The 14518-nt window shown below is 62.7% G+C and carries 6 protein-coding genes (1 of these 6 cut by a window edge); all 6 read right to left on the bottom strand.

The window, feature by feature from the left end:
- Positions 1–19: 19 nt before the first annotated feature.
- Positions 20–868: an efflux RND transporter periplasmic adaptor subunit gene (locus tag CO675_RS26340; RefSeq protein ID WP_198964744.1), complete on the bottom strand. Its 849-nt coding sequence runs from the start codon at positions 866–868 to the stop codon at positions 20–22.
- Positions 865–2880 (bottom strand): preprotein translocase subunit SecA, encoded by a 2016-nt coding sequence (locus tag CO675_RS26335; protein WP_097674747.1) that lies wholly within the window; start codon positions 2878–2880, stop codon positions 865–867. Before CO675_RS26335 ends, CO675_RS26340 begins: the two co-directional genes overlap by 4 nt.
- Complete coding sequence (locus CO675_RS26330; protein ID WP_143279115.1) at positions 2873–5020, bottom strand: efflux RND transporter periplasmic adaptor subunit; 2148 nt, start codon at positions 5018–5020, stop codon at positions 2873–2875. Before CO675_RS26330 ends, CO675_RS26335 begins: the two co-directional genes overlap by 8 nt.
- A gap of 13 nt (positions 5021–5033) precedes the next feature.
- Positions 5034–6878 (bottom strand): GAF domain-containing protein, encoded by a 1845-nt coding sequence (locus CO675_RS26325; RefSeq protein ID WP_097674745.1) that lies wholly within the window; start codon positions 6876–6878, stop codon positions 5034–5036.
- 124 nt (positions 6879–7002) lie between these two features.
- Positions 7003–7800, bottom strand: a complete 798-nt coding sequence (locus CO675_RS26320; protein ID WP_097674744.1) for a SapC family protein — start codon at positions 7798–7800, stop codon at positions 7003–7005.
- 30 nt (positions 7801–7830) lie between these two features.
- Positions 7831–14518, bottom strand: partial view of an LEPR-XLL domain-containing protein gene (locus CO675_RS26315; RefSeq protein WP_158231306.1) — the 3' end only. It continues 23627 nt past the right edge of the window; 6688 of the gene's 30315 nt are visible here — the last part of the coding sequence; its start codon lies off the right edge, out of view — the gene reads right to left on this strand; its stop codon occupies positions 7831–7833.

Here is a 14518-nt window from a genome sequence, read left to right as displayed (position 1 = left end):
TGCTCGACGGCTACCTGTCCTATCCTATTCCAGGCAGTCGGACACGGCACTTGAGCCCGGCGGGAATTGCGTAATTCGGGTTGGGCAGCTCGAGCCTCACACCGATGGTCCCGCTCGCGGCATCGAAGACCTGGTCGACCACGGTCACAGTGGCAGCGTACCTTCCACCGACTGGATCTTCCGGGAAGACCTCAGCCGAAGCGCCAACGCGGATCTTGCCGAACTGACGGAGCGGAACATAAACCTCGACGTTCAGAGGATCGATTTGCGAGACCGTCATGATATGAGACTGGTCGAATACGTATTCGCCAGGCCCCAGAGTTCGCTCCACCACCACGCCGTTGATGGGACTGCGGATCGTGCGCTGCTTGAGGATTTCCATGGCGCGAGTCAATTCCAGCTTTGACACAGCAAGGTTCACCCTCGCCTCATCGAGCTCCTGTTCGGCAACGCGCGCGCCGGTTTCGGCTTCGTCAGCAACCGCGACCGTGACCGAGTCGCTCTTGCGCAACTGCTTCGCCCGGTCGTCCTTGCGTCGCTGAAACTCAAGCTTGGCGACGCTGGAACGAACCGTTGCATCGTTCTCGGCACGGACCTTGGCCAATGCCTCCGCGGCCTGCTCCACTCCCGACTCGAGGCGCGCGAGCACATCGCCCTTCTTGACCACGTCGCCACGATCGACGAGCACCTCGCTCAACAGGCCCGGCACCGACGTCCCGAGCTTGAGCACCATTTTTGGCTGGATCAGGCAATCGAACTGACCCTCGGCGTTGCGGTCTTGCGCACGCGCATCAATGCCCCCTGAAATAGTTAACGCGAGAAAGATCAACGCGCCGCAGCCGAGCCTGGATACAGTGACCATCCTCATTCGCCTCTCCCCGAGAAGGCCAGCAGACGATCGAGCCGCCGATCGAGCCGCAGGTTCTGAACCCGCACGTAGCCGTGGCGGCGCTCGGCCTGAAACTGCGCGAAACTGCGCAACGCCTGATATATGCCGAGCGGCACGTCGACACTCGCGCCGACGAGCTTACGGATGACCTGAGCCGCCGTCGCCGCATGGATCATGAAGATATCGTCATCCAGCGAAACGATGGCCTCGCAGCTACCGGGGTCCCCTTGACGCGCACAACGCCCGAACAGCTGGCGATCGACGCGCCGCGAGTCATGGTATTCGGTCAGAATGACATGAAGCCCGCCACAATCGGCGACGCCGTTCCCGAGGCCGATATCGGTGCCGCGTCCCGCCATGTTGGTGGCAACGGTGACCCGGGCCGGCTCGCCGGCCCGGGCGACCACTTCGGCTTCAATCTGGTCCTGCTTTGCGTTCAGAAGCGCATGTTCGATACCGCGCCGCCTCAACACGGCGCTGATCTCCTCCGATGCCCCAACAGAGCGCGTACCAATCAGCACCGGCCGCCCACCCGTAACCGCAATACGCGCAACCGTATCGGCGATGACGTTCAACTTCTCGGCCCGGTTTGCGCAAATCCGCGGGGGCGCAACGGTCCGCTGCGACGGACGATTCAACGGAATGCGCACCACATCGAGCCCATAGACGGATTTGATCTCGCGGGCGACCTCTTGCGCGGTGCCGGACATTCCCGCCAGCTTGATGTAGCGCCGGAAGAGACGCTGGTAGGTGATGCGGGCCATGGTCTCGCGGCGATCCGTCAGCTCACAGCTCTCCTTGACTTCGATCAGCTGATGTAGACCACGCTCCCAGGAGCGGTCCGGCATCGTGCGTCCCGTCGATTCGTCGACGATCTGAATTTTGCTGTCGACAACGACATAGTGCTGGTCGCGCTTGAACAGATGGATGGCCGTCAGCGCCTGACTCATAAGCTCTTCGCGGGCGCGCGACGAGGTCCAGACACCAAGCTTATCACCAGCCAGGCGGCCGAGTTCGCGCCGCCCCTCGGCGGTCAACAGAACGGATCGCTCGGCCTGATCGACGTCATAATGTTCTCCGGCGGTCAGTCGCGCGGCGAACTCAAGCGCCTGCTCGCATTGCAGCTTCTCCTCTGCAGTTCCGACCGACGACGACAGGATCAGAGGCGTACGGGCTTCATCAATGAAAATGCTGTCCGCCTCGTCGACAATGCCGAAATGGAGACCGCGCAGGACAAGGTCTTCGTCCCGCTCCTGATGGCCGCGAAGTTTCTCGAGCGAGAGATGCAATCTGCTGCCACGGCGCGACAGAGCGACCCGATCGCGCAAATAGTCGAACGCGACTTCCTTGTTGGTGCAATAAGTCACCGACTTAGCGTAAGCCTGGCGGCGCTCGGCCTTGGACATGCCCTGCACCACGACGCCCGTGCTGAGGCCCAGAAACTGATAGAGCGGCGCCAACTCCGTTGCATCGCGGTTGGCGAGATAGTCGTTGACCGTGATCAGATGCACCGGATATCCAGCGAACGCAACCGTTGCCGCGGGCAGCGTCGCGGCAATCGTCTTGCCTTCGCCCGTCGCCATCTCGACCAACTTGCCTTGCAGCAATCCCCATCCCGCCATCAACTGAACGTCATAGTGCCGCTGGCCGATCGTACGGGTTGCTGCCTCACGCACCAAGGCGAATGAGAGCCCGACCAGCTCAGGCACAAAGCCCTGCCGGCGCAATGCTGCACGCATCCCGCCCGCCCGTTGCCGCAAATCGTCGTCGCTTGCGCTGGCCAACGCACGTTCGTAGCGTGACGCGTGCGCGACGATTGCGCGCAACGCGCGTGCCGGGTCTCGAATCCGGCCGACCGCGGGCTTGATCAGGCTGTTGACCAGGCCCTGTGCGATCCGGTCGTGCAGCGCGGGTTCGTATTCCGCCCGCTCCGGATAGGGGCGGCTGATCGCGAGTTCGCGGCGATCCAACTGCATGTCGGGCCTAGACATGGAAATTCGTCAACAAAAGCAGCCTGATGCTGCGATACCACTGCACCGAAAGCGGCTCCATGTGATGATCGAACCGCACAAAGACATGTTGACCAAAATGGCCCACCGCCTCGAGCCCGTTAAGCGCGATGTCGAACTGGAAAGTCCGCTGCAAAGTCTTGGGACCCTTGGTGTCACGCGGATCGATTGCGATATCTCCTCCCCCCTCGACGCCCAACGCGGCGGACGGAAGATATTCGCCGGCTGCGGGAACCGCTCGTAGCACGCGCCCTTCCAGATTCAGACGCGGCCGGTCAACCGGCCGGACTTCGATGCGATCGGTGGTGAGGCGAACGCGATCGACCGCCTCCTGCGGCACCACGACGCGCGCCAATGGCATCGTTTTCCCGACGACGTAGCCAAGCAGCTCTCCCCTCCGGTAATAGCGACCGGGCATGTCCACCATTTGCGGTACGATGAACACGCCATCACTGCGAGCGCGCGTGACGAGCTCGGCCGCTCGCTCGCGAACGAGCGCGAGATTTGCCTGCTCGGCGGTAAGCTTATCGTGCACGACCTGCGCCTTGCCGCGGTCGGTGACATACTGGGCGGCATATTCGGCTTCCAGCTCGGCGACCTTCGCTTCGCTCCTGCGCAACTGCGCAATCAGCGTCGGATCCTGACTTTGGATCAGCGGGTCTCCGCGAACGACTTCGGTTCCGGGCGTAACCAGAAGTTCACGAACGAACCCGTTCGCGCTTGCCCGGACCATTGCCTCTTCCGGCAGCCACAACACGCCTTCGGCGTGCGAATGGTAGGGCATGGGAACGGCGAACAGCACAACCGCGAGGCCGAGAACCAGGCTCCCCGAAATGGCCAGGGAACGCGCCCGATGCTTGCGCAACCGGGGACTTTCCAGCAGGTGACGCACCGCCTTGACGACCGGAAAGATCGCCATGGCCGCCACTGCCCAGATCGCGAGCACAACACCGATAAAGAAGAATTGCCCCGCAATGAACAAGGCAATCATGATCGTCACCATGATCCGGTATAGCGTCGACGCGAAGCCATAGAAGGCAAACCATATGCGCTCCGCGCGCGATCCGTCGGGCCTTTCCACGTCCAGAACGCAGAGCACATAACGCTCGATGAGATATCCCCAATAGCGCGCCGATCGCGCGGCCAGGTTCGGCATCTCGATGAGATCGACCAGGATATAGTAGGCATCGTAACGCAGCAGCGGATTGCCGTTGAACAGAAGGGTGGAGACGCTGGCGATCAGCATCACGTTGAAGAGGACGGCGCGCACCAGCCCCGGCTCGATCAGAAGCCAGAGATAGAAGCAGATCGCGGCCACGAAAAGCTCAACTCCCATGCCGGCGGCACCGACCAGCGCGCGCCGATATTTGGATCTGAACACCGTGGCTGCCGACGCATCGCAGTAGGGAACGGGTAACAGGACCAGCAGAATAATGCCGAGATCATGGACCTCACCGCCACCCGCCTTGGTCGCGGAAGCGTGCCCCAATTCATGCAACGCCTTGATCAGTGGAAATACGAGGTAAAGGACCAGAAGATTGTCGACGGCGAGGACCCGATCACTGAAGTTATGGGTCAGCTCGGGCCAATGCGGCCAAATCAGAACGAATGCCGGCAACACCACCGCCAGCCATACCAGCGCGCCCCAACCGCTCCAGATCAAGCGTAGCAGCCCGCTGCAGCGCGTGAGCAGCCGATCCGGATCGAACAGCGGAATCCGGATCGCCATCGGGTTCGCGTAGGAACGGAAATGGCGTGCCCTCTCCTCGCGCTCGCCACGGGCAAACGCTTCGGCCACATCGGGCGTGACGTCACTTTCCAACAAATCCGCGGAATGCAATTGGCCCAGCAGGTGGATGAGTTCGTCCTGGCTTGGCGCCTCATCCCGGAGGTGCTGGTTCGCCAATTCCCACAATTGCTCGACGGTGTGATTTCCGTCCATCAGCGAGATCACCAGTCGCGCCGATGGTGTGAACCGGTGCACGCGCGAGGAGGCCGGATCCTGCAGCAGGTACCAAACCTCGCCCCGGTAGAGGTGCCGATGCAATCGCGCATGCGCTCGCAGCTTCGGTCTTCGCGTTGCAACGCGGTACCACCAGCTGCTGAGCAATGGCGCGTTCATCTGAATCCCACGATCAAAACAGCCACTTCCAGAGGGTGAGGCGTACCCAGTCGACCAGATAGTGCGTCCAAATCCAGATCAACTTCCGCTCACCGACCTCGACCTTGCCGACCCCCTCCATACCAGGCCGTACCCGCTCGGAGGAGTCACGCAGCCGCGCCTCGACGCGGAAGAAATTGCGACCGTCCTGGGCCGTCGACACTGGCGTGATCTGTTCGACGGAGAACTCCATCTGCCGATGCGGAACGCCTGAAAGCGTGAGCTCTCCTTGCTGTTGGAGCTTCAGATAGGAGATGTCGCGCTCTTCCACCTGCAATATGACGCGGTAACTGTCCAGCGGCGCGATCGTGAACAACGACTTGCCAAGCTCGACCGGCGTTCCCAATAGCTGCTGTAGATCGCCGGCAACGACGATACCGTCGAACGGAGCGACCAACGTGGCGCGCGACAGCTTGTCTTTGGTGAGGGACAGCATCGCGTCGACTTGTTCGATCTGCGCCTGAAGGATCGTCATGGTCGAGCGCTCTTGTGCCGCAAGTGCCTGTCGATACTTGCGCTCGAGCTGCTCCCGCTCCGACGATAGCCGTGCCTGATCGAGCTTGAGCTCTCGGTCGTCGAGCTTGCAGAGCACTTGCCCGGCCTTCACCGTGTCGCCGGCCCGAACGAAGCTCTCTGCAATGAATCCGTCGAATGGTGCAGCCGCTATCCGCTGCACGGCCCCCTCAATGACGGTTTTTGCCGCAACGCGATATGTCCCGCTGACCACGCTGAAGAACAAAATGAATCCGAGCGTCAGCAGTGCAATCAGCTTTGCGCCGGGATGGCGTGGTCCAAACAGGACCTCGGCACCATGGCGCAGTGCCGCGCCGACATATTGCAGCAGGTTGCGCTCATTTTCGCGCTTGAGCGTCAGGATCGGCCCAAGCAACCCACCGACCGTTTTGCAAAGCTCGATCGTCGCTCCATCGAATGGCTCGCCCTTGGTTCGTTCCAGGGTCAGGACGCCGGTCGCATGTCCTCCATCGACGAGCGGCACAGAGCAAATTGCAATATCGCGATATTCGCGGGCAAGTTCATCATGGGCGAGCGCGGCCCGCTCCACGTCGTCGCGGGGCGGAAACACCAATGCGACATCGAGATCCAGCACCTCGTCCATCGCATTACCGATCCGCCGCCCGAGATCCATCTTGGGATCGAACGTCGCGGTATGGGAGATCACCTTTACTTCGGTGCTGCCGGATTTCTCGAGACCTATGCTGACCCGGTCGCACGCTAGCCGTCCGGCCAGTTCGTTCGCGACCGCAAGCGCGGACGCCGAGAAATAGCGCTCCTGCATGGCGGTCGCCACAATATCCATGGCGATCCCCATTCGCGTAAGCCGCGCCTCGCGCTCTTCCAGCGCCCCCTTGCGGAATTGATCGATGAGCCAGGCGCTCGCCCAGTGCAGGAGCCGCAGAGCGCGCTGCAGTGCCGCCTCGGATCCCGGGCCGATATCGAGCACCACGGCCCCGTGAAGGGTCCCGGACACTTCGATGGGGTAACCAATGAAGGCGCCGCGCCCTTCCGTCGGTACGACGATTCCGCGCCGCTCGGTCAGCGCCCGTTCAGCAGCCGGGCTGAGATGCTGCATATCGAGGCCAGGATGCGGCCATACCGCAGCGGGAACGTAAGCACCATCCTTGTCGGGTCCGAGCAAGAGCAGGCCACCGCCGGCACGCTCGACCTGCATGCACAGGATGGTTAGCCAACTGGCGCAGAATTCCGCGCTGTCTTTCGCCGCAGAAAATTTCGCCCAAGCCACCGATTCGGCGCGGGACGCGTCCTCGGCAAAGGAATAGATCGGTGACGCAGTTGTCATTGCTGTTTAGGGCCCCGTCGAGCTTGCCGCCGCGATGCCACCCGTATAGCGGCATCGCAGCGTGCACCAGAAAGCGTCCTGCCGTGGCACAGAGACCGGGCGCACGGCAGGGCGCGGGCCAGTGCTAGGCGGATGCCCTTGCCCCGTTCAGCTGATCGGACGTTGCGTCGTCCCCGGACGACGCTTCTCCCGTTCCCCCCTTGATGACGGAAAGACGTGACGGCAGCGCCTGGAAATTCCGCATCGACTGAAGGTGGAGATAGAGCAGTTCCAGTGCGTCGGTCTTGGCAAGCTCAGCAAGCTTTTCGCCGGAGAGAGCTTTGAGCTTCTCCCGGTTCACGGCCATAAAGCCGGCCAACGACAGTTTCTCGCCGGCGGTCGTCTCGACTTGCGCCTGCATCGGTTCAAGTAGATCGAGCTCGCGAACCTTCTTGCAGAACGCCACGGTACGGTTGAACTGCGCCTGATATTCCTGAAGGAAGGTCAGGACGTTCTGGACATACTGGGTCGGCTTGTTGTCATCATCGAACAGCTCTTGTCCTCGGGCCTCCCGATTGAACCCCGAATAGGCCTCGTCGACACAAAGAACCAGCCGCTCTCCGTCCGCACTGGTCGAGAACACGAATGGATAGCGGCGGATGAAGGCGGGGACGTATTTGGCGTCCCATTTGGCGTCGCGCGACAGGAACAGGTTCTCGCTTTCCCGTACGCCGAGGATCACGGCGGGCATGATGCTTTCTTTGGTGCCTGCAAAGACGATCGCGTACTCCGAGGCAGCCTGCGGAAACTCGACTGCCATCAAAGGCACCGAATTTGTCTTGCTGCTAAACTCATAGTTTCTCTTCGTCTCGATCGCGCAGCCGCGATGGCGAGCCGCAGTCAGCGGAACGACAGTTTCATAAATCAACAATTGGGTCGTCATAACTCTACTCCTCCGCCTCTACTGTAGGCCTCAGCCGGGCCCTGAAATATTCGCTGAGATTGGACGTACGCGCATACCCGCGTTTGGATTCCACTGGGTCTTGTCTTGTCCCAGATGGTTCAGGAAATCGTCGAGCCATTCCTGAGAGCCGCTCGAGGGTCCGGAGGACAGATGCTCGACAGCATCGAGATCGTTACTCCAGTTTATGCTGGCCGTTTCCTTCGGTTTGTCGATAGTCCGCGATGAGTGACGTGCCGATGCTGACGAGTCACTCTCCGTCACCGCACTTGCTCCCTGACCGCCAACCAGGCTTGCGGACAGCGAGACGAAATTTCCACCAAGATCGGTAGCTTCGGGTTGCCGCGTCTCGAAGCCGGGTTTGAGAATAATGTTAGAGGGCAAGGTGGCACCCGGAGGCGGCACGTTGGTGCTTGCGAACGCTGCCACGGGTTCCGCCACCGTCGCGGTGGCCGGCGTGCCGAACGTTGCTCCCACGGGCAGCGCCACCACAGGGTGAGCCGATTGCTGCGCCATGATCCCGCTCTGCAGCAGAGCGGTGGGGGCTGGCAGTGCCTTCTCTTGGGTCGGTTCGGGTAGACGGCGCTCGCCGGCCAGCAGGGTGTTGCCTGCAACATCGTCGCCGGTGTCTTCGGCAAACCGCATGGCGTTGCCCATCTCGTGGACGAGCGTGGTGAGCAGGTCCATCCGACCGGCCGCCGGGCTCAAGGAAGAGGCCCCAAACACGCCGTCGGCGAACCGAATCGTGAACTCGCTATTGTCGCCCGGCGTCGGGTCGACGAACCAGCCCCATCCGGCCGCGTCGCTATCGATCACGATCGTGTTGCCGGTCGTGGCGCCGAGCAGCTGATCCGGAAGGTCGGCGATCAACACAGTGATCTGATCAAGCACCGAGAGTCGCGGATCAGCCGGACCCAGGGCATCGGTCCACACTTGCTTCGCAGTCGCGACCAGAGCGCTGAGTTGATCGGCGCTCACCGTGGCGACATCCGTTGACGGAGGCGCCGCAAGCGCCGCTGACTGCGGCGTGCCACCGCGCGCATAGGCAACGTCGTCGCCGCGGATCAGCACGTTGTCGAACGAGGCGTTGCCGTTGCGCGCGTAGAGCCCGACGCTGCCGTCGTGCACGAGGCCGTTGTAGTTGAAGCTGAGGACGCTCTTGCCGTTGAGCACCACGTTGACGTTGTTGGCGACGGTCTCGCTCAGCGCGACGAGCAGGCTGTAGTCGGTGCCGGCGGTAATGGTCGCAGTCGCAACCGCATCGACGTACCAGGAGCCGTTGCTGCGGTGTCCGAGCACGACTTGGTTCGTGCCGGCAATGATGCCGGCATAGATGAAGTCGTTCGACGAAGTGTAATCGAAGATCAAGCCGGCGGATGTGCCCGCCTTGCTGGCGTTGACCGTCGCCGAATATTCCACATACGACAGCGGTGCCACGGCAAGCTGCCTTGTCGTGAGCGCGACGTCGTTTGCAGGCGGTACCGCAAAATAGCGCCCGCTCGTGCCGCTCGTCGTAGTCCAGGTTCCGTTCTGCGGCACGAAGTTATTCGCAACCCCGTCCGAGAAGTCCTCCAGGACCGAGTAAGTCGGAGTGAACGGGAGCTTCTGCACCGAATAGGACGTGACGTTGGTCAGCGAACTGTTGGTGCCGAGGCCCAGCGTTCCCATATTGAGCGGGTTCGTGAACGTATAGGAGACCGAGTAGCCATTGAAGCTGATCGTTGCGGTCCCGAAATTCGAGGCCAGCATGAAAGCGGTCTGCTTGTTGGTGCCCAGGCCCTTGACGCTCAGGGTAGCAAGATCGGTCCATCCCGACGCTGTCCGCTGACCGATCTTGATCTGGTTATTGAGGACATCGATGCCGGCGTATTTGAAGTTGTCCGGCGCCTGATAATCGAAGATGACATAGGTGTTCTGGTTCGCGCCGCCATAGCCGACCTTCGCCGTGACCGATACCTCGTAATAGGTCGGCAGCCAGGCATCGAGATCGAACAGAGTGATATTGTCTCCGCTCACCGTGCTCAGGCTGTTCGAATAGGCTGCGCTGGCGACGCTCCAACTGCCCGCTGCCACAAACATGCCGGTTGGCGAGCTGTTGCCGGTGAAGCTTGCGCTGCGCAACACGTCGCGCTGCGTGCCGGGCGTATTGCCGGCCTGCGGATCGGTCGGTGCGCCGGTCTGGCCGTGCCACGCGCTATCTTGCTGCAGCACCAGACCGAGCTCGCCGGCAGGTTCGCCGTTGCGGCCGGGATTCGGGTCGTTCTTGGTCGGCAATGGCGGTGTCGCGCCGCCGTTCAGATCCGAGAAGCGGGTCGGGTCGATGCCGTCGCTCAGGGATTCCGCATACAGGAAGCTCTGCAGGCCGGGCTGCAATGTTCGGCTCACGGTGGCCATGCCGAACTCGGAGAACGGCACCAGATAGGAGTTGTATTCACCAACCCAGTCGATCAGGCGATCGCCGCCGGTATTGGCGATCAGGACGTCCTTGCCGGCACCGCCATAGGCACGGTCCTCATAGGTCGGCTGCGTGACCGGCACGTTGTTGAGCCCGCCATTCACCGTCTGGTCATCGACCGCATTGAGCAGGTCGTTGCCCCAGCCGCCGTACATATGGTCTCTGCCGGTTCCGCCGACCAGCCAGTCGTTGCCGTTGTCGCCGAAGATGGCGTCGTTGCCGTCGTTGTAGGCCGCACCGTAGGTGACGGTCTGGCCGCCGTTCTGCTGCGACGTTCCGCCGGGCACGTACACGCCCGAGTTCTGGTTGAAGTTCAGGAAGAACTGTGCGCCGGTCGGAGTGGCGCCTGCCGCCCATTTCGAGGCTGTTCCATCCGCGTTGAGCAGGATCTCGCGCAGCGGATCGTTTTCGTCGTAGAGCGCGAACTCACCGGTGCGCCCCGCGATCTTCGGATGCGTGAACTTGCCATCCGGGTCAGTGGGGTTGAAGGCCAGCACATTGCCCGGATTGAACGGATGGTAGTAATCGATCTCGTAGAGGCCGATCGGGGTGCCGTCTGCCGCGTATTTCGGCGCATAGGACAACGGCAGCGCTTCGGCGCCGGATATCGCGTCGTCACCCGAGCCGCCATGCATCTCGTCGTTGCCGAGACCGCCGAACATGATGTCGTCGTAGTGCATCGTCGTCTTGCCGTCGGAGTTGGGCTCGTTCGGCTTGGCGCCTGCGTACGAGAACTCGTCGCCCGTCGGCTGCGTCCCCTTCCAGTTCGGATCGGCGCTGAACGGCGTGATGTCGACCGAATATTTCAACACGCCGCTGACGTTGATGGTGTCGGTTTGCATGTTGCCGGGCGTGTAGATGTATTCGTTGAGCGCGTTGCCGTTGCTGTATTTGGGGTCGCCGTCGGTCGGCAGCAGCGGGGTCACGCCATAGAGCGGCTCGCCGAGGCCGACATTGTAATTGGCGGCCGAGGAGGTCGCGCTGAGGCTGTTGCGGCTCACGAAGATTCGGCCGTCGTCGCCAAGCATGCCATCGTCGCCGGTGCCGCCCGACATCCAGTCGTTGCCGTAGCCGCCGATCATCGTGTCGTTCTGGCCCTCGCCATACAGCCAGTCGTTGCCGACCTCGCCGTAGATGACGTCGTCACCGCTCTCGCCGTGGATTTCGTCGGCCGCGCCGATGTCGCCGTGGGCATTGGCCGGGTTGAGCGGGTCGGCGCCGTTGAAATCCGGTCCGCCCGGCGAGTAGTCGAGCAGCCTGACCGCCCGCACGACGATCTTGACCGTATCGTCATACGCCACCACGCCACCACCGGTCGTAACCTTCGACAGCGTGATCGCCGGATCGTGGGGGCCGCTATCGTAGTTGAAGCGCAGGAAGCCGTTGTAGCTCTGCACCACGGTCGGGAGGCCGGTCGTCGTCAGGTAGGCGTTCATCGTGAGATTGGCGACCACCGCCGATCCGACCGGGGGCGCGACGATGCCGTTGACGCCGACCAGGCGGATGATGTCGCCGTTGTCGCCGACGATGTTGTCGGCGTCGTTGGCGTGGCCGTTCGGGTTCGTCGTGATGTTGATGCCGCCGTTGCTGGTATCGACGGTTGCGTCGCCGGCCGCATTGAGCGCGATCGCGTTGCCGGAGCCGCCGAAGATCAGGTCGGAGCCGTCCGGCCGCAGGGTCGGACTCTTCAGGCTAAACATGTCGGAGCTGCCGCCGACCAGATCGTCCTGGTTCTGGTTGCCGAACACGATGTCGTTGCCGGCATTACCTTCAATGTAGTCCTGGCCATCTGATGCGCCGTCGAACGACGGGCGGAGATTCAGCGCGTTGTTGGCGTCACGGAACGGATTGCCGGCGATGTTGGTGCCAAGACCGATACCGGTCACGCCGACGCGCCCGCCTTTCGTGTCGGTCGGATCGACCGCCATGATGCCATTGCCGAGATCCTTGATCAGATGCGCGACATAGTCGATCGAGCCGTCGCCCTGGATCACGTCGTTGCCGGCCTCGCCGAACAGCATGTCGTCGTTGGGACCGCCGGCGATGTAATCGTTGCCGTAGCTGTTGGCCACGGCCACCGAATTCGAGCCACCCGGCACCGGGTCGTACATCGTGATCTGGTAGTCGCCCCAGTTGGCGTGGCCGCGCGGATCGGCCTGCGGGACGCCGTTGGCGTAGTCGAGCCCGGCCGCTGCCGTGTCCGTGGCCGCGCCGGTGCTGTAGATCTGCGTACCGCTCAGCGTCTCGAAGCGGAGGTTGGCGTAGTTGCCGAGCAGCCCTGCTCCGGAAGTTCTGCCGATCAGACCGCGCGTCAACGTCACATTGTCGCCGAACACCAGGTCGCGCCCCGTGCCGCCGTCGAGCGCATCGTTGCCGGGACCGCCGATCAGGATGTCGTCGCCGCCATTGCCGTAAACCGTGTTGTTGCCGCCGACCTGCCGCGACTGGCTGCTGATGACGCGCGCCAGCAGCGTCGTCTCGATGCGCTGTGGCACCAGAGTCAACGGTTTTGTGGTGTCGCGGGCGCCGTCGGTCGCCTGCGTAATGTCGCCGAGCGCGCCAAAGATCACGTCGTTGTTGTCACCGAAGACATCCGAGCTCGTCACTCCGACACCCGGCGCCTCGCCGTAGATCAGGTTGTTGGCACCCGGGGTCAGCGGGTCGAGGTCCGGGGCGCCGGAATTGCCGGCGGCCTGTGCGACCGTCAGGACGCGGGTGATGACATCGACGTTAAAGCCGCTGTCGCCGTAGATGTGGTCCTGGCCCCGCTCGCCGAGGATCGTATCGTTGCCCGAACCGCCGGCGAGATGGTCGCCGGCCTGGCTGCCGATGATGGTGTCGTCGCCGGCGCCGCCATAGGCGGTGATGCCGACTGTCGGCAACTGTCCGTCTGGAAGGCCGGCGAACAGGTTGTGCGCGTCGATGACATCGTTGCCATTGAACGTATACTGGTTCGCCAACGGGAACACGAAGAAGTCGGCGCTCTGCCCGAGCCGGTTGCGCTCGACGATCGTGCTGGTCAGGTTCACCTGGCCGTCGCCGCTGGAGGCCGCGTTCGCGTGCAGGAATGCCAGGAAGCCCGGCTGCAGGTCGATCAGCTCGAGCGTGTCGTGCTTCGCCAGCGCGCCCCAACCGATCGCAGCCGTGACCTTCGTCTCGGTGGTGACGTTGGTCGTCAGTGTCAGCGTCTTGCCGTCGGCGCTGATGCTCTGGATCGTCAGTGTGCCGTTGTTGTGAGCGGTCAGCGCGACCGTGATCTGTTCGCCCGGCAGGAAGCCGTCGAGGAGCCAGCTGCCACCGGCTCGGCTCAGCGTATTGCCGCTGAACGTGAGGCCGGAGATCTGTTTGCTGTCGGCACGGCCGCTGATCGCCGCCGTGTCGGTCTCGGCAGTCACGACGCTCTTGGCAGTCAGGGTCAGGACCTTCGCCGTCACTCCCGCCACTTCGTAATTGCCGTCGTTCTTCGCTGTGCCGGTGATCGAGATCGTCTGCCCGATGACGAAATTGTCGGTGATCCAGCTCCCGGTATCGGTGCGGGTGATCGTGTCGCCGGCCGGGTTGGCCGCAAACGTAACCGGATACTCCGAGCCAACCTTGGCGACGGTGCCGATATCGATCGTGATGCGTGCGCTCTCGCTGCCGCCGACCGGTGTCGGGATCACGCTGTTCGCAGCATTGAGCGTCAGCGTCTTGCCGTCCAGGCTGACCCCGGTGATCGTGAAGTTGCTGTTGTTGTAAGTCGATTGCGACACCGCGATGGTCTCGCCGACGGCGAAACCGTCGGTGATGAAGCTACCGCCATCTAGCCGGGTGATCGTGTCGCCCGAGCCGCTGCGTGCGAAGCTGATCTGGTTATAGGTTGCGCCGAGCGTGATCAGCCCTTCAGTGACGAAGCCAGGGTCGAACGGGCTGTTGTTGGGCAGCCTGATCGACGCGGTGTTCCATTCCTTGACCGTGTGCGTTGCCGTGCCGGTGCCCGCAAACGCCGGCGTCAGTCCGCCGAGCGTCAGCGTCAGAGCGTTCAGCGTCTTCACTTCGCCGACGGCGACGCCGTCGATCGTCACAAGTCCGTCGACCTTGTAGCCATCGGTGACCCAGCTGCCGCTGGCGCGCGTGATGGTCCCGAAGGTGCCGTCGGCGGTGTCGAACGTACCAAGCGTCACACTCACAGTATCGCTCGGATTCGTCGCACCGGGTCCTGGCGTCGTCATCGTGAACGCCTGGTTGTCCATGTGCGGCATCGGC

Origin of the sequence: Bradyrhizobium sp. C9, from assembly GCF_002532045.1 — a bacterium.
Classification (GTDB): Bacteria; Pseudomonadota; Alphaproteobacteria; order Rhizobiales; family Xanthobacteraceae; genus Bradyrhizobium.
The sequence above is the reverse complement of the archived record's forward strand: the minus strand, read 5'-3'. Positions and strand labels throughout refer to the sequence as shown.